At 71.7% G+C, this 19,308-nt stretch carries 20 protein-coding genes; 13 read left to right on the forward strand and 7 right to left on the reverse strand.

From position 1 onward, the window contains the following. The gene (locus HRF36_RS06005; RefSeq protein WP_173207538.1) at positions 1–864 is read left to right on the forward strand and encodes an aldo/keto reductase; all 864 of its coding nucleotides are present in this window, start codon (positions 1–3) and stop codon (positions 862–864) included. Between the two features lie 71 nt (positions 865–935). Continuing rightward, positions 936–1,484, forward strand: coding sequence for a YbhB/YbcL family Raf kinase inhibitor-like protein (locus HRF36_RS06010; RefSeq protein WP_173207541.1), 549 nt, complete (start codon positions 936–938; stop codon positions 1,482–1,484). Between the two features lie 76 nt (positions 1,485–1,560). On the opposite strand, the gene HRF36_RS06015 is transcribed toward HRF36_RS06010, so the two are convergent. After that, entirely contained in the window at positions 1,561–2,565 is a 1,005-nt protein-coding gene (locus tag HRF36_RS06015; protein ID WP_173207544.1) for an aldo/keto reductase family protein, read from the reverse strand. A 115-nt stretch (positions 2,566–2,680) separates the two neighbouring features. Between HRF36_RS06015 and HRF36_RS06020 the strand changes: the two genes are divergently transcribed. The 3 genes from HRF36_RS06020 to manD all read left to right on the forward strand — a co-directional run bounded on the left by HRF36_RS06020 (position 2,681) and on the right by manD (position 5,699). After that, positions 2,681–3,499, forward strand: a complete 819-nt coding sequence (locus tag HRF36_RS06020) for an EI24 domain-containing protein (RefSeq protein ID WP_217270876.1) — start codon at positions 2,681–2,683, stop codon at positions 3,497–3,499. Then, positions 3,496–4,356: an aldo/keto reductase gene (locus HRF36_RS06025; protein ID WP_173207547.1), complete on the forward strand. Its 861-nt coding sequence runs from the start codon at positions 3,496–3,498 to the stop codon at positions 4,354–4,356. Before HRF36_RS06020 ends, HRF36_RS06025 begins: the two co-directional genes overlap by 4 nt. 104 nt (positions 4,357–4,460) lie before the next feature. After that, entirely contained in the window at positions 4,461–5,699 is a 1,239-nt protein-coding gene (gene manD, locus HRF36_RS06030; protein WP_173207550.1) for a D-mannonate dehydratase ManD, read from the forward strand. 33 nt (positions 5,700–5,732) lie between these two features. Here the strand turns inward: manD and HRF36_RS06035 are convergent, their stop codons facing one another. The 4 genes from HRF36_RS06035 to HRF36_RS06050 all read right to left on the reverse strand — a co-directional run bounded on the left by HRF36_RS06035 (position 5,733) and on the right by HRF36_RS06050 (position 9,290). Continuing rightward, positions 5,733–6,218 carry a VOC family protein gene (locus HRF36_RS06035; RefSeq protein WP_173207553.1) on the reverse strand — a complete coding sequence of 162 codons (486 nt, stop codon included), beginning with the start codon at positions 6,216–6,218 and terminating at the stop codon, positions 5,733–5,735. 141 nt (positions 6,219–6,359) lie between these two features. Continuing rightward, complete coding sequence (locus HRF36_RS06040) at positions 6,360–7,829, reverse strand: NCS2 family permease (protein ID WP_173207555.1); 1,470 nt, start codon at positions 7,827–7,829, stop codon at positions 6,360–6,362. 117 nt (positions 7,830–7,946) lie between these two features. After that, the gene (locus HRF36_RS06045) at positions 7,947–8,351 is read right to left on the reverse strand and encodes a hypothetical protein (RefSeq protein WP_173207558.1); all 405 of its coding nucleotides are present in this window, start codon (positions 8,349–8,351) and stop codon (positions 7,947–7,949) included. 81 nt (positions 8,352–8,432) lie between these two features. After that, positions 8,433–9,290, reverse strand: coding sequence for a LysR substrate-binding domain-containing protein (locus HRF36_RS06050; RefSeq protein ID WP_173207561.1), 858 nt, complete (start codon positions 9,288–9,290; stop codon positions 8,433–8,435). Between the two features lie 143 nt (positions 9,291–9,433). On the opposite strand from HRF36_RS06050, the gene HRF36_RS06055 reads away from it, so the two are divergent. Further along, complete coding sequence (locus HRF36_RS06055) at positions 9,434–10,756, forward strand: MFS transporter (protein ID WP_173207564.1); 1,323 nt, start codon at positions 9,434–9,436, stop codon at positions 10,754–10,756. 12 nt (positions 10,757–10,768) lie between these two features. Here the strand turns inward: HRF36_RS06055 and HRF36_RS06060 are convergent, their stop codons facing one another. Both HRF36_RS06060 and HRF36_RS06065 read right to left on the reverse strand, forming a co-directional pair. Further along, entirely contained in the window at positions 10,769–11,386 is a 618-nt protein-coding gene (locus tag HRF36_RS06060) for a TetR/AcrR family transcriptional regulator (RefSeq protein ID WP_173207567.1), read from the reverse strand. A gap of 254 nt (positions 11,387–11,640) precedes the next feature. Beyond that, positions 11,641–12,042, reverse strand: a complete 402-nt coding sequence (locus HRF36_RS06065) for a hypothetical protein (RefSeq protein WP_173207570.1) — start codon at positions 12,040–12,042, stop codon at positions 11,641–11,643. A 66-nt stretch (positions 12,043–12,108) separates the two neighbouring features. On the opposite strand from HRF36_RS06065, the gene HRF36_RS06070 reads away from it, so the two are divergent. The 7 genes from HRF36_RS06070 to HRF36_RS06100 all read left to right on the forward strand — a co-directional run bounded on the left by HRF36_RS06070 (position 12,109) and on the right by HRF36_RS06100 (position 19,301). Further along, entirely contained in the window at positions 12,109–13,152 is a 1,044-nt protein-coding gene (locus HRF36_RS06070) for an LLM class flavin-dependent oxidoreductase (protein ID WP_173207573.1), read from the forward strand. Between the two features lie 61 nt (positions 13,153–13,213). After that, positions 13,214–14,176: an acetylxylan esterase gene (locus HRF36_RS06075; RefSeq protein ID WP_173207576.1), complete on the forward strand. Its 963-nt coding sequence runs from the start codon at positions 13,214–13,216 to the stop codon at positions 14,174–14,176. 121 nt (positions 14,177–14,297) lie between these two features. Further along, positions 14,298–15,329, forward strand: coding sequence for an NADPH:quinone reductase (locus HRF36_RS06080; RefSeq protein WP_173207579.1), 1,032 nt, complete (start codon positions 14,298–14,300; stop codon positions 15,327–15,329). 56 nt (positions 15,330–15,385) lie between these two features. Next, positions 15,386–16,435 carry an MBL fold metallo-hydrolase gene (locus HRF36_RS06085; RefSeq protein WP_173207581.1) on the forward strand — a complete coding sequence of 350 codons (1,050 nt, stop codon included), beginning with the start codon at positions 15,386–15,388 and terminating at the stop codon, positions 16,433–16,435. A 104-nt stretch (positions 16,436–16,539) separates the two neighbouring features. Then, on the forward strand, positions 16,540–17,415 hold the full coding sequence (locus HRF36_RS06090) for a patatin-like phospholipase family protein (RefSeq protein WP_173207584.1): 876 nt from the start codon (positions 16,540–16,542) through the stop codon (positions 17,413–17,415). A gap of 47 nt (positions 17,416–17,462) precedes the next feature. Then, entirely contained in the window at positions 17,463–18,686 is a 1,224-nt protein-coding gene (locus HRF36_RS06095) for a glycosyltransferase (protein ID WP_173207587.1), read from the forward strand. A 135-nt stretch (positions 18,687–18,821) separates the two neighbouring features. Continuing rightward, complete coding sequence (locus HRF36_RS06100; protein WP_173207590.1) at positions 18,822–19,301, forward strand: heme-degrading domain-containing protein; 480 nt, start codon at positions 18,822–18,824, stop codon at positions 19,299–19,301. The last annotated feature ends 7 nt before the right edge of the window (positions 19,302–19,308 follow it).

Here is a 19,308-nt window from a genome sequence, read left to right on the forward strand (position 1 = left end):
ATGAAGACCAGGACCATCGGAGACGTGACGGTCAGTGCCATCGGCTTGGGCGGCATGCCCTTGTCCATCGAGGGCCGACCGGACGAGAAACAGGGCATCGCCACCATCCACGCCGCACTCGAGCAGGGCATCACCCTGATCGACACGGCTGACGCCTACCACCAGGCGGGTAAGGACGAGGTCGGCCACAACGAGTTGCTGATCGCCAAGGCGCTGAAGAGCTACCACGCCGACACGGACCAGGTGCTCGTCGCGACCAAGGGGGGTCACCTCCGCCCCGAGGCAGGGGCCTGGGCGCAGAACGGCGACCCCGGCTACCTGAAGGAGGCGGCCAGGGCTTCCGCGAAACGGCTCGGTGTCGAGACCATCGGGCTGTACCAGTTCCACCGGCCGGACCCGAACGTGCCCTACGCCGACTCCATCGGTGCGCTGACCGAGCTGCTCGACGAAGGCGTCATCCGTATGGCGGGCATCTCGAACGCCACTCCCGACCAGATCCGTGAGGCGAACGACGTCCTGGACGGCCGCCTGGTCTCGGTGCAGAACCAGTACTCGCCCGCCTTCCGGTCGAGCGAGGCAGAGCTCGTGCTGTGTGACGAGATGGGGATCGCCTTCTTGCCGTGGAGCCCCCTCGGTGGCATCACGAACGCGGGTGAACTCGGAGCCAAGCACGCCGTGTTCGCCGAGATCGCCAACGCCCGCCGGGTCACCCCCCAGGTGCTGACGCTCGCATGGGAGCTCGCCAAATCCGAATTGGTCATCCCCATCCCGGGGTCGACCCGACCGCAGACGATCATGAACTCGGCCACGGCCACGTCCATCAAGCTCGCGGCCGACGAGATCCAGCGACTCGACGCCGCCTGAGTCGACACCGGTGCGCCCGCCCCTCGGAGCGGGCGCACCGTCACCACCACCCCGAACGACGAGGAGACCCCATGGCCGACGCCAACCTGACCCGCCCCTACGACATCATCGGCATCGTGCCCGAGTTCGAGCTCACGAGCTCGGACCTCACCGACGGGGGCGAGCTGCAGCGCGCCCAGGTGAGCGGCATCATGGGCCCCGGCGGCGACGACGCCAGCCCCCAACTGAGCTGGTCCGGTGCGCCCGAGGGCACCAAGAGCTTCGCCGTGACGATCTACGACCCCTACGCCCCGACGGGGTCCGGCTTCTGGCACTGGGCCGTGGCGGACCTGCCGGCCGACACGACCTCGCTGCCCTCGGGTGCGGGTGACGACCAGGGTTCGGGTCTGCCCGAGGGCGCGATCCAGCTGAAGAACGACGGCGGGCTCGCTCGCTACGTCGGCGCGGCACCGCCCGAGGGTCACGGACCGCACACCTACTTCGTGGCGGTGCACGCCCTCGACGTCGAGAAGATCGGGGTCGACGAGACCGCCACCCCGGCGTACCTCGGCTTCAACCTGCACTTCCACACCCTGGCGCGCGCGGTGATCTCGGCGACCTTCGAGGTTCCCGAGGCCTGACCCGACACGCTCGACGTCGACACGAGGACGCCCCGCCACGATCTCGTGGCGGGGCGTCCTCATGTCGACCGGGAGATCAGGCCTCGCGGCCGCTCGGCATCTGCGTCTTGCGCGGATCGGTCTCGGCGAGGCCGTCGAAGATCGACTCGATGCGCGACAGCACGTCGGCTTCGAGGGTGACCCCCGACGCCTTCGCGTTCGATTCGACCTGCTCGGGACGCGACGCCCCGATGATGGCCGAGGCGACGTTCTCGTTCGAGAGCACCCACGCCAGCGACAGCTGGGCCTGCGTCAGACCCAGGTCGGCCGCGATCGGCTCGAGCTGCGCCACGGCGTCGAGCACGTCGTCGCGCAGCCAGCGCTCGATCATGCCGGCGCCGCCCTTCTGGTCGGTCGCCCGGCTCCCCTCCGGCAACTCGGCGCCCACCGTGTACTTCCCGGTCAGGACGCCTTGGGCGACGGGCGACCAGACGATCTGCGAGATGCCGAGCTCGGCCGAGGCCGGCACGACCTCGTCCTCGATGACCCGCCAGAGCAGCGAGTACTCGGGCTGGTTCGAGACCAGTTGGATCTTGAGCTCGCGAGCCAAGGCGTGCGCCTCACGGAGCTGCTGGGCATTCCACTCCGAGACACCGATGTAGAGCACCTTGCCCTGGCGGACGAGGTCGGCGAAGGTCTCCATCGTCTCGTCGAGGGGCGTCTCGACGTCGTACCGGTGTGCCTGGTAGAGGTCGACGTAATCGGTCTGCAGACGAGTCAGCGACCCGTTGATCGACTCGGTGATGTGCTTCCGGCTGAGCCCGGTGTCGTTGTGCCCCTTCGGCCCGGTGGGGCCGTAGACCTTGGTGAAGATCTCGAGCGACTCACGACGCTCGCCCTTCAGCGCCTCACCGAGGACCGTCTCGGCCTGGGTGTTCGCGTAGACGTCCGCCGTGTCGAACGAGCTGATGCCGACGTCGAGGGCGGCACGGACGCAGCGCGTCGCCGTGTCGTTCTCGACCTGGGACCCGTGGGTGAGCCAGTTGCCGTAGGTGAGCTCGCTGACCTTGAGCCCGCTGTTGCCGAGGTACCTGAACTTCATGGACGACCCTTCTCGGTGGTGACGCGTCGATGCGGCACCCCGTCGACGCTACGCTCCGACGACGCGACCGGGCGTCTGACCGCACCCGCGCCTCCTGCACCGCTACGCTCGCCCGGTGGCAGTGATCGGGGAGTTCTTCGGCGGGGTGGGCTTGCTCGGCCGAGGGCTGCGACTGTGGGCGACGTCCCCCCGGCTCATGCTGCTGGGCGCGGTGCCCGCCCTCGTGGTGGGCGCGGTCTTCACCGCCGGGCTCGTCGTCACCGGTCTCGCGGCAGACGACATCGCCCGCGCCGTGACTCCGTTCGCCGACGAATGGCCCCGGTGGTCCCGCACGCTCGTGCGTCTCGGCGGCGGTCTGGCCGTCGCGGCCCTGGCCGTGCTGCTCGCGGTCGTCGCGTTCACCGCCGTCACGCTGCTCGTCGGTGATCCCTTCTACGAGCGGATCTGGCGTCGCGTCGAAGAAGGCGCCGGCGACGCGCCCGCCGACGTCGACCGGGGATTCTGGCGAGGACTCGCCCGCAGCGCCGGGGACTCGCTCAGACTGCTGCTCGCGACCGCCGGCGTCGGTGTGCTGCTGTTCGTCGGCGGATTCGTGCCGGTGCTCGGCCAGACCGTCGTCCCCCTGCTCGGCGCCCTGACCGGCGGATGGTTCCTCGCGGTCGAGCTGACCGGGTACGCCTTCGACGCCCGGGGTCGCTCACACGCCGAGCGCCGCCGCGGGCTCGCCGTGAACCGGGCTCGCACCCTGGGGCTGGGCACCGCGACCTACCTGCTGTTCTTCGTCCCGCTCGGGGCCGTGCTCGTGATGCCGGCGGCCGTCGCCGCGGCCACCCTGCTCGCCCGCGAGGTCACGGCAGGACCGATCGCAGCACCGCCCGGCGACTCGACCGGGCGCCCGCCGACCCCGGCCGGCGACTACCATCCCCCGGCATGACCACCCCCGCCACACCGACCAACCCCGCCGTCACGCTGCCCGACGGGCGCGTCGTCCCGGCCCTGGGCCAGGGCACCTGGAACATCGGCGACTACCCGCGCCGCCGCGACGACGAGATCGCCGCCCTGCGGACGGGCCTCGACGCCGGCCTCACCATGATCGACACCGCCGAGATGTACGGCGGCGGCCGATCGGAGTCGCTGGTCGGCGAGGCGATCGCGGGCCGCCGCGACGAGGTCTTCCTGGTCGGCAAGGTGCTGCCCGGCAACGCCTCACGGCAGGGCACCGTCGACGCCTGCCACGCCAGCCTCGAACGCCTGGGCACCGACCGTCTCGACCTCTACCTGCTGCACTGGCGCGGACGCCATCCCCTCGCCGAGACCGTCGACGCCCTGGAGGGGCTGGTCGCCGAGGGCGCGATCGGCGGCTGGGGCGTCAGCAACTTCGACGTCGACGACCTGCACGAGCTGCTCTCGGTACCCGGTGGCGCGAACGTCCAGACGAACCAGGTGCTGTACAACCTGGCCCGTCGCGGACCCGAGTTCGACCTGCTGCCCTGGGCGCGGGAGCACGGCGTGCCCCTGACCTCGTACTCCCCCGTCGACGGCGGCGACCTGCTCGGGCACCCCGTGCTCGAGCAGGTCGCGACCGACCTCGGCGTCTCGTCGGCCCAGCTCGCCCTGGCCTGGGTGCTGCGCCTGGTGCCCGACCTGATGGTCGCCGTCAAGGCCGGATCGGCGGCGCACACCCTCGAGAACGCGGCGGCGCTGGCGACAGACCTCGACGACCAGGCGTTCGTGCAGCTCGAGCGCGCCTTCCCCGCGCCGACGGCCGCGGTGCCCCTCGAGATGCGCTGACCCGCGCCTCCCCGGCTCGCCCCTCGCGCGCGCATGCGACAGAGTGGACGGACCAGCCCGGGTGACATCGACGTCGCCTGGACGCGAGCTCCAGAGGACACCGCATGATCATCGACAGAGCCGACGTGATCGTCACCAGCCCCGACCGCAATTTCGTGACGCTCAAGATCACGACCTCGGACGGCGTCACCGGCCTCGGCGACGCCACCTTGAACGGCCGCGAACTCGCCGTCGTCGCCTACCTGACCGAGCACGTCGTCCCCCTGTTGATCGGGCGGGACCCCGCCCGCATCGAGGACACCTGGCAGTTCCTCTACCGCAGTGCCTACTGGCGGCGCGGCCCGGTCACGATGGCCGCGATCGCCGCCGTCGACGTCGCCCTGTGGGACATCAAGGCCAAGGTCGCCGGCCTGCCCCTCTACCAACTGCTCGGCGGGGCCTCGCGGACGGGACTGCTGACCTACGGCCACGCGTCGGGAAAGGACCTGCCCGAACTCTTCGACAGCATCCGCGACCATCAGGAGCAGGGCTACCAGGCGATCCGCGTCCAGACCGGGGTGCCCGGGCTCACGTCGATCTACGGCATCGCCTCCAACGCCACCTTCGACGCCAACAGCGGCGTGCGCTACGACCACGAGCCCGCCCAACGTGGCGCCCTGCCGAACGAGGAGGACTGGGACACCCGCTCGTACCTCCGGCACGTGCCGACCGTGTTCGAGGCCGTCCGGAACGAGTTCGGCCCCGAGATCCCTCTGCTGCACGACGGCCACCACCGCATGACGCCGATCCAGGCGGCACGGCTCGGCAAGAGCCTCGAGCCCTACGACCTGTTCTGGCTCGAGGACGTCACCCCCGCCGAGAACCCCGAGGCCCTCCGGCTCGTCCGCCAGCACACGACGACCCCGCTGGCCATCGGCGAGATCTTCAACACCGTCTGGGACTACCAGCAGATCATCCGTGAGCAGCTGATCGACTACGTGCGCAGTGCCGTCACGCACACGGGCGGCATCACCCACCTCAAGAAGGTGCTCGACTACGCCTCGCAGTACCAGATCAAGTCGGGCATGCACGGCCCGACCGACATCTCGCCGGTCGGCATGGCGGCCGCGATGCACCTCGGGCTCGCGATCCACAACTTCGGCATCCAGGAGTACATGAAGCACGGCGCGAGGACCGACGAGGTCTTCGAGCAGAGCTTCACCTTCGTGGACGGCATGCTGCACCCGGGCGAGCAGCCCGGGATCGGCGTCGAACTGAACGAACGAGCGGCCGCGGCCTACCCCTACGCGCAGGCCTATCTGCCGTACAACCGGCTGGCCGACGGGACCGTCCACGACTGGTGACCACGGCGAGGAGGCGCGGCGCGGGCGAGCGCGTCAGTCGCCGGCGTATGCGGCCGCCAGCTCGGCGATGACCAGTCGCCTCATGCCCATCATCGCGGTCATGGCCCGGGCGGCGCCCTCGGGGTCGGGTCCGCCGAGGTAGCGGTCCATCACCGATGGCACGACCTGCCAGGAGAAGCCCCAACGGTCCGTCACCCAACCGCACCGCCCCTCCTGCCCGCCGTCCGCCGCGAAGGCGTCCCAGTAGTGGTCGAGCTCGTCCTGCGTCTCGACCGAGATCGAGAACGACGTGGCCTCGGTGGGCCTAGGACCGCCGTCGCCGCCGTTCAACAGGCGGTACGCCTGGCCGTCGAGCTCGAGGTCGACGACGAGCGCCTGCCCGGCCATCGTGGCGTCGGGGAAGTCGTCGGGGTAACGCGACACCTCGAGGATCCGCGACGACGGGAACAGGGCGACGTAGAAGTCGGCCGCGGTCTCGATGTCACGACCGAACCAGAGAGTGGGGGTGATGCGGGGCATGACGCGCCTCCTCGGGGTGTCCGGCGGCGTCGTCGCCGCCTGGCGCTCAGGCTAGCCGCGCCGTGCGTCGAGGTCGAGACGTCACGACATGCCGCTCACCTCCGGAGGTGAGCGGCACGTCGTGACGTCTGGGCGGACCGTCTAGCCGATGAGGGCCTCGATCGGGCCGCGCACGAAGTAGACCAGGAAGCCGGCGGCGACGATCCAGAGCAAGGGGCTGATGGTGCGGGCCTTACCCGCGAACGCCCGCACGACGACCCAGCTGACGAAGCCGACACCGATGCCGTTCGCGATCGAGTAGGTCAGGGGCATCGTGATGACGGTGAGGAACACCGGGAGGGCGACCGAGAAGTCGGTCCAGTCGATCTGGCTGATCTGCGACACCATCAGCGCGCCGACGATGACGAGCGCCGACGCCGCGACCTCGAGCGGCACGACCTGGGTCAGCGGCGTGAAGAACATCGCGAGCAGGAACAGCGCGCCGGTCACGACCGAGGCGAAGCCCGTCCGGGCCCCCTCGCCGATGCCCGAGGCCGACTCGACGAACACCGTGTTCGACGACGAGCTGGTCGCACCACCAGCGACCGCGCCGACGCCCTCGACGATCAGGGCCGAGCGCAGGCGGGGGAAGGTGCCGTCCGCGTCGGCGACGTCGCCCGCCTTCGCGAGGCCGGTCATCGTGCCCATGGCGTCGAAGAAGTTCGTGAAGACGAGCGTGAACACGAGCATGACGGCCGAGAGCACGCCGATGCGGGCGAAGGCTCCGAAGCTGAACTGGCCGACGAGGGAGAGGTCGGGCAACGCCACGATCTGGGTGGGCAGAACCGGGGCGTTAAGGTTCCAGTCGTCGAGGTTCTGCCCGTTCGACGGCGGCACCTGGAAGATCGCCTGCAAGGCGATGGCGACGACCGTCGTCGCGACGATGCCGATGAAGATCGCCCCGCGCACCTTGCGGGCCATCAGGACGCCGATGACGAGCAACCCGATGACGAACGTGATCGTCGGCAGGGTCGCCACGGAACCGGCGTCGCCGAGCTGCACGGGGGGCGAGGACGTGCCGCTGGTGCGGACGAAGCCCGAGTCGACCAGGCCGATGAACGCGATGAAGAGGCCGATGCCGACCGTGATCGCCGTCTTGAGGGCGGCCGGCACGGCGGTGAAGATCATGCTGCGCAGACCGGTGACGGCGAGGATCGTGATGACGAGGCCGTTGATCACGACGAGGCCCATGGCCTCGGGCCAGGTGACGTCCTGCACGACGTTGACGGCCAGGAACGAGTTGATGCCGAGGCCGGCCGCGAACGCGAACGGGAGGCGCGCGACGGTGCCGAAGAGGATCGTCATGACCCCGGCGGTGAGAGCGGTGACCGCGCCCACCTGGCCGTTCTGCAGCCAGTTGCCCGCCACGTCCTTGGCCGCCTGGTCGGCACTGAAGCCGCCGAGGATGAGCGGGTTGAGGATGACGATGTAGGCCATCGTGACGAAGGTGACGACGCCGCCCCGGATCTCGCGGGCCCAGGTCGAGCCGCGCTGGCTGATCTCGAAGAACCGGTCGAGGGCGCCCGCGCCTCGGGGTCTCGGCGGCGTGGTGGCGGGAGCGGTCGTGGCCATGGCGATACGTCTCCGGTGAGATCGGATGTCGAGGGGGAAGAGAACAGGATAGGCCGTGGCGGGCGTGCACGATGCAACGTCGGAGAACGCACGGGGCCGCACCGGGCGGCGGACGGTCTAGGAGGCGCGGTGCACGCCGAGCGCGCGAGTCACGAGGGGCACCTGCAACGGCAGCCGCACGAGGGCGACGGCCGTGCGACCCGTCGTGGCCCGCTCGCTCTTCAGGGCACGGAGGGCCATCGAGACGTTGGCCGGGAAGACGGCCACGAAGAGCGCGGCAGCGGCGAGGCCGCCCGCCGGTCGCGTCCTCGGGGCGAGGAGGGCGGTGGCGATGCCGACCTCGGCGAGACCCGAGCTGATCGTCCAGAACCGGGCCGGACCCGGGACGCTCCGAGGGACGACGGCGTCGTAGGCCGCGGGTTTCGCGAGGTGCAGGAGGCCGGAGCCGCCCAGGATCGCGGCGAGGACGCGCGCGTCCCGGCGAGCGGTGGACGTCTGGCGGCGTGTGGGGCGGCGAGTCATGCGACCATCTTGCGCGCGCCTCCCGAGGTGGGGTGCGGGCGGCGCGCCGGGGACTCGTACGACTCGTCTGCTCGGCCCGGCTCAGACGGCCCGGCTGACCCCTCGGCTGGTGATGGCCGACATGAGGGCGTCGACGGGCTCGCGAGCGGCGCCCGGGTTGGCGACGAGCACGTAGTCGACGTCGCCCAGGGTGGGCAGCGTGAACCGGTCGCTGACCTTGACGAGGTCGGTGGGGATCAGCGAGAACGGGAACACGGCGACGCCCATCCCGGCCCGGACGGCGGCGAGGACACCGTTGACGTCCCGGGTGTTGCAGGTGATGCGCCAGGTGCGGCCGGCCCGCTCGAGGGCGTCGATCGCCATCTGACGGCTGAGGCTGGGCGCCTGGTAGGCGATGAGCGGCACGGGCTGGCCGGGTTCGACGACGAGCTTCTCCTGCCCGATCCAGACCATGGCGTCACCGGCCACGCGGGTGCCCTCGTCGGACTCGCCCGCCGTCTGCTTGACGAAGATGAGGTCGAGGTGACCGGCGGCGAGGCGGCGACGCAGAGGAGCGGACTGGTTGACGGTGAGCTCGAGGTTGATCTGCGGGTAGAGCTGTCGGAAGTGGCGCAGGATGCGGGGCAGCTGGGTGATGGCGAGGTCGTCGGCCGCCCCGAAACGCAGTCGGCCTCGCATGGCCGAGCCGCTGAAGTAGCTCTCGGCGGCGGCGTGCGCCGCCAGGATCGTCCGGGCGAAGCCGGCCATGGCGTCGCCGTTGTCGGTCAGACGGACGTCGCGCGTGTCGCGGGCGACCAGCGTGCGCCCGGCGGCCTTCTCGAGCCGGCCGACCTGTTGGCTCACCGTCGGCTGGCTGATGCCGAGGCGCTGCGCGGCCCGGGTGAAGCTGCGGGTCTCGGCGACGATCAAGAACGTCGCGAGCAGCGTGGGGTCGTACACCGCGCCTCCTGAGGTCGTTCGGGGTCGAGACCTCGACATTCACGAAGTCAATGAGATTGATCATCCCCCACCGGGGTCCGAATGACCAGGTCGGCCCTACCGTGGATGCAGACCGTGAACCGAACCACCAGCGCAGGAACGTGATGTCCGCCCCGCCCCGCACCGACTTCCCCCCGACCGCTCCTCTTCCGATCAGCACGACCCGCCCGCCGTGGCGGCACACCTTCATCGCCTTGAGCGTGCCGAACTTCCGACTCTGGACCGCCGGCAACGTCGTCGCGATGACCGCCGGCTGGATGCAGCGCATCGCCCAGGACTGGCTCGTGCTCGAGCTGACCGGCAGTGCCACGGCCGTCGGCATCACCGTGGCGATGCAATTCGCCCCGATGCTCTTCTTCGGCCTGCTCGGCGGGGTGATCGTGGACCGCTTCTCGAAGCGCGCCCTCATGCTCGTCACCCAGAGCGTCTTCGCCGTGCTCAGCCTGGGACTCGCCGCTCTGACCCTCGCGGGCGTCGTCGAGGCCTGGCACGTCTTCGCCATCGCCTTCGCCACGGGCCTCGTGACGGTGGTCGACAACCCGGCCCGCCAGGTGATCGTCACCGAGCTCGTCGGTCACGTCCACCTGCGCAACGCGATCAGCGTCAACTCGAGCGTGTTCCAGCTCGGCGGCATGGTCGGCCCCGCGATCGCCGGCGTGTTGCTCTTGGCGGTCGGGGCGGGCTGGGCGTTCGTCGTCAACGGCGTCGCCTGCCTGGTGGTGGTCGTGATGCTGACGATGCTGCGGACGGCGCAGATGACGCGCGTCGCCTCGTCCGCACGAGGACGAGGCCAGCTGCGGCAGGGCCTCGCCTACGCGCGGTCGAAGCCGACGATCGTCGTGCCCGTGCTGCTCGTCGGCGTCTACGCCGTGTTCGGCCTCACGATGCCCGTGCTGCTCGCGTCGTTCGCCGCGGACGTCTACGACGTGGGCCCGGGCGGCTACGGCCTGTTCAACTCGATGATCGCCGTCGGGGCCCTGACCGGCGCCCTGCTCTCGACCCGTCGTGCCACGATCCGGCTGCGCACCATCGTGCTCGGTGTGCTCGTGACGGGCGTGCTGCAGGCCGTGGCCGGGTCGATGCCGTCCCTCGTGCCGTTCGCCGTCGTGCTCGTCGGCGTGGGGCTCGCGTCGCTGCTGTTCTTGACGGCGGCCAACCAGCTGGTGCAGATGTCGAGCAACATCGCCATCCGGGGGCGGGTGATGTCGCTGTACATCCTCGTGCTGCTCGGCGGCCAGGCGATCGGCGGACCGCTGATGGGCGTGATCGTCGAGAGCTTCGGCACGCACGTCGGCATGATCGTCTCGGGCGGTGTGCCGGCCGTCGCCGCCGCCGTCACGGCGCTGGTGCTCGCCCGCCGGGGCCAGCTGACGCTGCAGGTCCGCACCCGGTGGCACGTGCCCGTCGTCACGATCGAGCAGCGCTAGACGAGTCGAGCGTCAGGGCCGGGAGCCACGGGTCAGGGCGGCGACGACGTCGCCCATGAGGTCGCCGGCCGCCTGCTCACCCGTGGCCGGCCAGTCGAAGGCGACGCCGAGCGTGATGCAGATGAGGACGCGGGCCAAGGTACGCGGATCGAGCCCGGTCACCTGGACGGCCTGCCCCTGGAAGACCTCCTCGACGAGACCGTGCAGGGCGTCGAGCACCTCGCGGCGCTGACGGACGAAGTCGGCCATCACCTCGGGGTGGGAGAGGGCGTGGGCCCGGAACTCGCTCATCAGCGCGAAGTCCTCGACCTGCCCCGGGCCGTAGGGCGCGAACGCCGTGCCGATCTTCTCGGGCAACTGCTCGAGCGAGGTGCCCGGGAAGAACATGCCCTGCAGGGCACCGAGCGCACCGTCGGTCTCGCGACGCATGAGGCTGCGGACCAGGTCGTCCTTCGAGGAGAAGTTCGAGTAGACGGCGCCCTTGCTGAACCCGGCCGACCGAGCGACGTCGTCCAGCGTGGTCGCGTGCACCCCGCGCCGTGAGAACAGGTCGGCCGCCGCGTCGAGCAGTCGCTGCTTGACCTCGGCTCGAGGGATGCGGGGAACGGGCGCCCCGCCGGTGGTGGCCATGCTGCGACCCTAACGGGTGCGGGTGATCCGCAAAGTCACCCGCGCCGCCGTCGAAGAAGTCGCATACCAGCGAGTATCGAAGCGCTAGCATCGTGATCGCCTGGTGAACCCGAAGCATCAGGAGACCGCGCGGGTGCGCGACCGTCCGAGCCTCACCATGTCGTCAGGCCGGTCGCGCACCCCGCACCCCAGTCGTCGTCCGGAGGTGTCCGGGGGGTGTCGACCCGCGCCTCCTCGTGTCGACCGCGACCGCGTCAGATCGCGGTCCGCCGCCCCGATCCCCCGAAGCCGATCGAGACGTCGAGGCGCCAGGCCTTCGGCTCGCCGGAGGCGTGGGTCGTCCCCACGAAGCGCAGCCGGTCGCCGGCTCCGAGGCTCAGCACGCCGTGCACGTCGAGGTTCTCGCCGAGCCGGAAGACGATCTCGTGCTCGTCGAGCAGCCCGTCGTCGACCCTGGCGCCGAAGGTGGCGCCGTCGAACGTCACCGGCACGTCCCGGAAGATCAGCGACGGCGGCTCGTCCGACCAGTCGGCCACCTCGGGCACCCGCCCGGCGACGATGCGGGCGTCCAGGACGCCGTCGTGGCCGAGGGTGACCGAGGAGGCGCGCAGGTCGATGCCGAGGTCGTCACCGTCGAGGCGAAAGCGGTTCTCCACGGCACCACGCTATCCAGCACGAGCGCCCGGCGGAATGGTCTGGCGACGCCGGAGGTTCGCCCGATCATGAAGAAACGCATCGGGTTCCTGTCGTTCGGTCACTACCAGGACGTGCGCGGCTCGGCGACGCCGACCGCCCGGGAGGCGCTGGTCCAGTCGATCGAGCTGGCCGAGGCCGCCGAGGACATCGGCATCGACGTGGCCGCGGTGCGCGTGCACCACTTCGTGCGGCAGGCCGCGAATCCGTTCCCGCTGCTCGCGGCGATGGCCGCGCGCACGAGCCGCATCGAGCTCGGCACGGGCGTCATCGACATGCGCTACGAGAACCCGCTCTCGATGGCCGAGCAGGCCGCGGCCGCGGACCTGATCAGCGCAGGTCGTCTGCAGCTCGGCGTGAGCCGGGGATCACCCGAGCCCGCCCTGCGGGGCTGGGAGGCATTCGGCCACGTCCCCCTCAACGGCGAGAGTGACGCCGACCTCGCCCGTCGGCACACCGAGCTGTTCCGGGCGGCGATCGACGGCGCCGACGTCGCCGAGTCCGACCCGAAGATGACCGGCTGGTCGCAGGGGCTCTCGGTCGAGCCCCGCTCCCCCGGCCTCGGCGAGCGCATCTGGTGGGGATCGGGTAGTCGGTCGACGGCCGTCTGGACCGGCGAACAGGGCATGAACCTGATGAGCAGCACCTTGTTGACCGAGGACACCGGGGTGCCGTTCGACGAGCTGCAGGCCGAGCAGATCTCCCTGTACCGCGAGGCCTACCGCGCCGCCGGGCACACCCGTGAGCCGCGGGTGTCGGTGAGTCGCAGCGTGATCCCGATCACGACGGACGAGGACCGCCGGTACTTCGGCGTCCGAGCCCAGTCCGACTCGCAGGACCAGGTCGGGCTGCTCGACGGCGTGCAGTCGCGCTTCGGCAAGAGCTATGTCGGCGAACCCGACGTGATCGCCGAGCAGTTGGCCGCCGACGCCGCGGTCCGGGACGCCGACACGATCCTGCTGACGGTGCCGAACCAGCTCGGGGTCGCCTACAACGCGCGCCTGCTGCAGACGGTGGCCGACCACGTCGCGCCGGCCTTCGGCTGGGTGCCGAACCTGGCCCGCGCGAGCTGAGCCGCTCCTCCTGCACCGCGCCTCCTGGGCTGCCGTCGCGGGCTGCGGTAGACAAGGGGGCATGTTCACCGACCTGCCCGAGCCCGCGCTGCGGGAGTACCGAAGCACGCAGACCGACCCCGAGGATTTCGACGAGTTCTGGGCGACGACGCTCGCCGAGACACGTGCCCACCCGCTCGACCTCCGCGTCGAGCGGGTGGAGACGGGCCTGACGACGGTCGACGTCTTCGACGTGACCTTCGCCGGGTGGGCGGGGCAGCCCGTTCGAGCGTGGCTGCGCGTGCCGGCCGGGGTGGCCGGACCCCTGCCGGCGGTCGTGCAGTTCGTCGGCTACGGCGGAGGGCGGGGCGCCGCGGTCGAGAACCTGTTCTGGTCCTCCGCCGGGTTCGCGCACCTGCAGATGGACACCCGGGGTCAGGGCTCGGGCTGGAGCCTCGGCGCCACCCCCGACCCGGACGGTTCGGGCCCCGCCCACCCCGGCGTCATGACGCGGGGCATCGACTCGCGTGAGACCTACTACTACCGGCGGGTGTTCATGGACGCCGTCCGGGCCGTCGAGGCCGCTCGGGGGCTCGACGTCGTCGACGCGACCCGCGTGTCCGTCGTCGGCGGCAGCCAGGGCGGCGGCATCGCCCTCGCCGTGGCGGGCCTCGTCCCCGACCTCGCCGCCGTCGCGGCGTACGTGCCGTTCCTCTGCGACTTCCGTCGGGCGACCGTCATCACCGACGCCGACCCGTACAAGGAGATCGGGCGTTACCTGGCGGTCCATCGGCACCGCGCCTCCTCGGTCCACGAGGTGCTCGCCTACTTCGACGGCGTCAACTTCGCCCGGCGGGCATCGGCGCCCGCCCTCTTCACGACGGCGCTGATGGACCCGACCTGCCCGCCGTCGACGGTCTTCGGCGCGTTCCACGCGTACGCCGGACCGGCGGACGTCACGGTGTGGCCGTACAACGGGCACGAAGGCGGCGGGTTCGAGGACGACCTGCTGGCGCTGTCCCTGTTCCGCGGCGTCAGGGCCTGAGCCCGAATCGGCCCGCCGAGATGTCACGACTGGCCGCTCAGCTTCACAGGTGAGCGGCCAGTCGTGACATCTCGACAGGGCCGGTGGAACAGTTCGAGGTCGGTTCTGGTTGGCTCCGGGCATGAAGTCGATCGTGTACTCCGAGACCGGACCCGCCCCCACCGTGCTGCAGCTCGTCGACCGCGACCTGCCCGAACCCGCCGCCGGCGAGGTGCGGGTGCGCGTCGTGTTCTCGGGCGTCAACCCCACCGACTGGAAGTCCCGCGCCGGCGGCGGCCCCGGCGAATCGCTGCCGTTCCCCGAGGTCACGCCGAACCAGGACGGCTCGGGCATCGTCGACGCGATCGGCGAGGGCGTCACCGGCCTGTCGGTCGGCGACCGCGTCTGGACCTATCTCTCGGCCCACCAACGCCCCACCGGCACCGCGCAGGAGTTCACCGTCCTGCCGGCCTCGCGCGTCGTCCCGCTGCCCGAGGGCGTCGGCCTCGACGTCGGCGCGAGCCTCGGCGTCCCCGCCATGACCGCCCACCGCGCGCTCACCGTGTGGGAGGACGGCCCGAGCCGCCTGACCGCCGGCAGCCTCGACGGTGCCGTCGTCCTCGTCGCGGGAGGCGCGGGTGCGGTCGGTCACGCCGCCATCCAGCTCGCGCGCTGGGCCGGAGCGACCGTCGTGACGACCATCAGCAGCGACGAGAAGGCCGCCCTCGCCACGGCCGCCGGCGCCCACCACGTCGTCAACTACCGCACGGGCGATGCCGCCGCCGAGATCCGCGAGATCGCACCCGACGGCGTCGACGTCGTCGTCGAGGTCGCGATCTCGCAGAACGCCGAGCTGCTCTCCGAGGTCGTCGCACACCGCGCCTCGGTCGCGATCTACGCCGACAACGGCGGCGACACGACGACCATCCCGATCCGCGCGAACATGATCACCAACACCCGGTTCCAATTCGTGCTGCTCTACACGGTGGGCGAGGAGGCGCTGCAGGCCGCCGTCGAGGACGTCACCGCGGCCCTGCGCGACGGCGTCCTGCCCGTCGGCGAGACCGCCGGCCTGCCGCTGCACACCTTCCCCCTCGCCGAGACGGCAGCCGCCCACGAGGCCGTCGAGGGCGACGTCGTCGGCAAGGTGCTGATCGAGGTCTCGGCCGAGTAGTCGCGGAGCGCCGCGGCGACGGGCGCGGGTGGCGCGGCGCTGGTTAGGCTCGCGGGGTGACCGACGCCGCCCGCCGACCCGCGCCTCCCGCGCCTCCCGTCCCGCTCAGCCCGGTGCAGGCCGACGCCGTTCGTCGTCGGGAGCTGCCGCCCGTCGAGGAGGTCCGTCACGGCGTCTGGTCGGTCGCGTTCGAGTTCGGCGACGGTATCGACGACCACTCGCTGGGCTACGTCGTCGAGGGCTCTGACGGCGCCCTGACCGTCATCGACCCCGGCTGGGGCATCGACGGCAACCTCGACCGCCTCGAGAGCGCCCTCGCCGACGTCGACCACTCGCTCGCCGACATCGACCTGATCGCCGTCACCCACCTGCACGCCGACCACCTGGGCGGTGCCGAGGCGCTGCGCCGGGTCTCCGGCGCCCGGATCGCCCTGCACGCCGCCGAGCAACGCGCGCTGGGCGGGCGCACGTCCGACGCCGCGGCCGCCGACGCCGACATCGCCCGATGGGGTGCCCCGGCCGCGGACGAAAAGGCGCTGGTCGCGTCGTGGGGGTCCGGTCGCCACCTGCCTGCGGTCACCGCCGATCTGCTGCTCGAGGACGGCGACCTGCTGCCGGTCGCGGGGCGCCTGCTGCGCGCGGTCCACACCCCGGGCCACACCGCGGGTCACCTCTGTTTCGTCGAGCCCGAGCAGCGCCTCGTCTTCACGGGTGACCACGTGCTGCCCCGGATCAACCCCGGCATCGGTCTCGGCGGTCGCACCGGGACGAACCCGCTGACCGACTACCTCGCCTCGCTCGACCGGATGGCGACGCTCGACGTCGCCGGGCCCGACGCCCTCGAGGTCTGCCCGGGCCACGAGTACCGCTTCACCGGCCTGCGCGAGCGGGCCGAGGAACTCCTCGCCCATCGGGCCGACCGCAGCCGTGACGCAGCCGCGGCCCTCGACGACCTCACCCGGCCCACGGTGTGGCAGGTCGCCGAGCGCATGTCGTGGAGCGGCGGCATCTCGTCGCTGCACGGCTACCGGCTCGGCTCGGCCCTCGCGCAGACCGAGTGGCACGTGCAGGCATTCGGACGAGCCCACGAGCTACGACCCGCCTGACACCTGCCCGAGTACGTCGCGAGGCGACCGGCCTACTCTCGAGCGCGGCCCCGGGGGACGCACCGCGCCTCCTGCCCGGGCCGACACCACGATCGAGGAGAGACATGAGCACGACCACGCCCCCCACCCGCACCGCCCTCGTCCTGGGCGGCGGAGGCATCACCGGCATCGCCTGGGAGCTCGGCGTGCTGTCGAGGCTGCTCGAGGCGGGCGTCCCCGTAGACGACGCCGACCTCGTCGTGGGCACGTCGGCCGGATCGGTCGTCGGGACGATGGTGCGGCTCGGTCGCGTCGACGAGGGGCTCCGCGAGCAGTTCGAGGACGTCGCCGACCTGCCGTCGGGCTCGATCGACCCCGAGGTCTTCCAGCAGACACTCGGCCAGGCCCTCGCGGGGGCGACCACCCATCAGGAGGCGCGTGCCCGGATCGGCGCGCTGGCCCGCGAGACACCCGTGGTCGCCGACGAGCCCGAGCTCGTCACCGCGATGCGGGACCGCTTCGGAGGCGCGGCCTGGCCAGGCGCGGCCCTCACCGTCTGCACCGTGGACGCCACCGACGGCACGTTCCGCCCGCTGGACGCCGGCTCGGGCGTCGACCTGTACCGGGCCGTGGCGGCGAGCTGCTCGGTACCCGTGGTCTGGCCGACGGTCGAGGTCGACGGCCGCCCGACGATGGACGGTGGCGTGCGGTCGGGGACCAACGCCGACCTCGCCGACGCCTACGACCGCGTGCTGGTGCTGTCCTGCGGCCCCGAACTCGACGTCTCACCGCTCGGCCCGACCCTGCCCCAGGTCGTCGCGGCCCGTCGCACCGCCGGGCGCGAGGTCCTCGTGGTCGAGGCCGACGCCGAATCCCTGCGGGCGTTCGGCACCGACGTGCTCGCCACCAGCACCCGACGCCCGGCCGCCGAAGCCGGTCGCCGGCAGGCCGACACCGTCCTCGACGACGTCCGCGCCTTCTGGACGGGCGTCTCCGCCTGAGCGCCGACGCGCGGACCGCGGGGGCGGCGGGCCGGTACCCTCGGCAGGTGACCACCGCCTCCCCCATGCTCCGCATCGCCCTCGTGTCGTTGCACACGTCCCCCGGTGCCGAGCCCGGGTCGGGTGACGTCGGCGGCATGAACGTCGTCGTGCGCAACCAGGCCGAGGCGCTCGGCGCCGCCGGGCACGAGGTCGAGATCCTGACCCGTCGCTCCTCGCCCGACGAACCCGCGAGCCTCGCCCTGTCGCCCGGCGTCACCCTGCGGTTCCTCGACGCCGGCCCGGCCGAGCCCGTCACGAAGGGCCGCAACGAGCTCTTCGTGGACGAGTTCCGCGACCGGCTCGCCGACCTCGGTCCGTGGGACGTCGTCCACTCGCACCACTGGTTCTCGGGCATGGCCGCCCTGCCCGTGGCCCGTGCCCTCGGCGTGCCCCACCTGCAGAGCTTCCACTCGATCGCCGCCCACGACTCGACGCCCCTCTCGCACGGTGAACGCGCGGAGTCGCCCGGCCGCCTCGCGGGCGAAGAGCTGCTCGCCCGCGAATCGGACGCCGTCGTCGCCATCAGCCACGCCGAGGCCGAGACCGTCACGTCCCGTCTCGGCGGCCGAGCCGACCTGGTCCACGTCGTCCTGCCGGGCGTGGACGGCGAACTCTTCCACCCGGCCGCACCCGGTCGTCCCGATCCCGTGCGGCCCTATGTCGTCGTCGCGGGCAGGCTCGAACCCCTCAAGGCCCCCGACCTCGCCATCCGGGCCGTCGCGGCCGTGCCGGCCGAGGTGCGCCCCGAACTCGTCATCGCCGGGGGCGCCTCGACCGAGTTCGCCGGCTACGAGTCCGAGCTGAGCGAGCTGAGTGACGAACTCGACCTCACCGTGCACTTCCTCGGCCCACGCTCACGCCCGGGGCTGGCCGCCCTGCTGCGCGACGCGGCCCTCGTGCTCGTGCCCTCGCACTCCGAGACCTACGGGCTCATCGCTCTCGAGGCGGCGGCCAGCGGGGTCCCAGTGATCGCCGCGGCGTCGGGCGGCCTCCGCGAGTCGGTCGTCGACGGCGTCACGGGAATCGTGCTCCCGCAGCGCGATCCGCAGGTCTGGGCCCGGGCCCTCACCCAGGTGCTCGCCGACGCGGGGCTGCGCGACCGACTCTCGCGTGCCTCCCGGTCCCACGCTCTCGACCACCCGTGGTCGCGTTCGGCCGACGACCTGGTCGGCGTCTACTGCGGCTTGCTGGCCCGACACGGTTCGCCCTGCGTCGCGGCCTCCGCCTGACGACCGCGTCGCGCCCCCGGGCCGCCACCAGCCCGTTGACGGGGGCCGGGCCTAGGCTCTGACCGTGTCGCGCGAAGGCGTCGGCACCCCCGCGCGCAGACCGCCAGACCGCCCGACCGCCACAGGAGGCCACCGATGACCGACGACACCCTGCTGCAGACCCTCATCGAGCAAGAAGAGCGTCTCGTCTTCCGACGGTTCACCCTCGACGTCGCCCTCGATCTCGGTACCCATCTGCTGGCCGAGGCACGCCGTCGCGACCTGGCCGTCGCGGTCACCGTCCGACACGGTCGACAGCGCGCGTTCCATGCGGCCCTCCCGGGCAGCAGCCTCGACAACGACGAGTGGCTCGACCGCAAGGCCCGCGTCGTCGAGCGCTACGGGCAGAGCTCGTACCGGGTGGGCGAGTCGTTCCGAGTGCAGGGCACCAGCTTCGACGAGAAGTCCCGGCTCGACACCGGCCTCTACGCCGCGCACGGCGGGCTCTTCCCCGTGCGGGTCACGGGTGTCGGCGTCGTCGGTTCGGCCGGGGTCTCCGGCCTGCCGCAGGCCGACGACCACGCGTTCGTCGTCGCCGTGATCGAGGACTTCCTCGACCACGGCTACGACGCCTGACGCCACC

Source organism: Frigoribacterium sp. VKM Ac-2836, assembly GCF_013248995.1.
Lineage (GTDB): Bacteria > Actinomycetota > Actinomycetes > Actinomycetales > Microbacteriaceae > Frigoribacterium.

Excerpts from the sequence above, each read along its gene's own strand:
- HRF36_RS06005 (WP_173207538.1), top strand. The coding sequence starts at position 1 with ATGAAGACCAGGACCATCGGAGACGTGACGGTCAGTGCCATCGGCTTG.
- HRF36_RS06010 (WP_173207541.1), top strand. The coding sequence starts at position 936 with ATGGCCGACGCCAACCTGACCCGCCCCTACGACATCATCGGCATCGTG.
- HRF36_RS06015 (WP_173207544.1), bottom strand. The coding sequence starts at position 2,565 with ATGAAGTTCAGGTACCTCGGCAACAGCGGGCTCAAGGTCAGCGAGCTC.
- HRF36_RS06025 (WP_173207547.1), top strand. The coding sequence starts at position 3,496 with ATGACCACCCCCGCCACACCGACCAACCCCGCCGTCACGCTGCCCGAC.
- manD (WP_173207550.1), top strand. The coding sequence starts at position 4,461 with ATGATCATCGACAGAGCCGACGTGATCGTCACCAGCCCCGACCGCAAT.
- HRF36_RS06035 (WP_173207553.1), bottom strand. The coding sequence starts at position 6,218 with ATGCCCCGCATCACCCCCACTCTCTGGTTCGGTCGTGACATCGAGACC.
- HRF36_RS06040 (WP_173207555.1), bottom strand. The coding sequence starts at position 7,829 with ATGGCCACGACCGCTCCCGCCACCACGCCGCCGAGACCCCGAGGCGCG.
- HRF36_RS06045 (WP_173207558.1), bottom strand. The coding sequence starts at position 8,351 with ATGACTCGCCGCCCCACACGCCGCCAGACGTCCACCGCTCGCCGGGAC.
- HRF36_RS06055 (WP_173207564.1), top strand. The coding sequence starts at position 9,434 with ATGTCCGCCCCGCCCCGCACCGACTTCCCCCCGACCGCTCCTCTTCCG.
- HRF36_RS06060 (WP_173207567.1), bottom strand. The coding sequence starts at position 11,386 with ATGGCCACCACCGGCGGGGCGCCCGTTCCCCGCATCCCTCGAGCCGAG.
- HRF36_RS06070 (WP_173207573.1), top strand. The coding sequence starts at position 12,109 with ATGAAGAAACGCATCGGGTTCCTGTCGTTCGGTCACTACCAGGACGTG.
- HRF36_RS06075 (WP_173207576.1), top strand. The coding sequence starts at position 13,214 with ATGTTCACCGACCTGCCCGAGCCCGCGCTGCGGGAGTACCGAAGCACG.
- HRF36_RS06080 (WP_173207579.1), top strand. The coding sequence starts at position 14,298 with ATGAAGTCGATCGTGTACTCCGAGACCGGACCCGCCCCCACCGTGCTG.
- HRF36_RS06090 (WP_173207584.1), top strand. The coding sequence starts at position 16,540 with ATGAGCACGACCACGCCCCCCACCCGCACCGCCCTCGTCCTGGGCGGC.
- HRF36_RS06100 (WP_173207590.1), top strand. The coding sequence starts at position 18,822 with ATGACCGACGACACCCTGCTGCAGACCCTCATCGAGCAAGAAGAGCGT.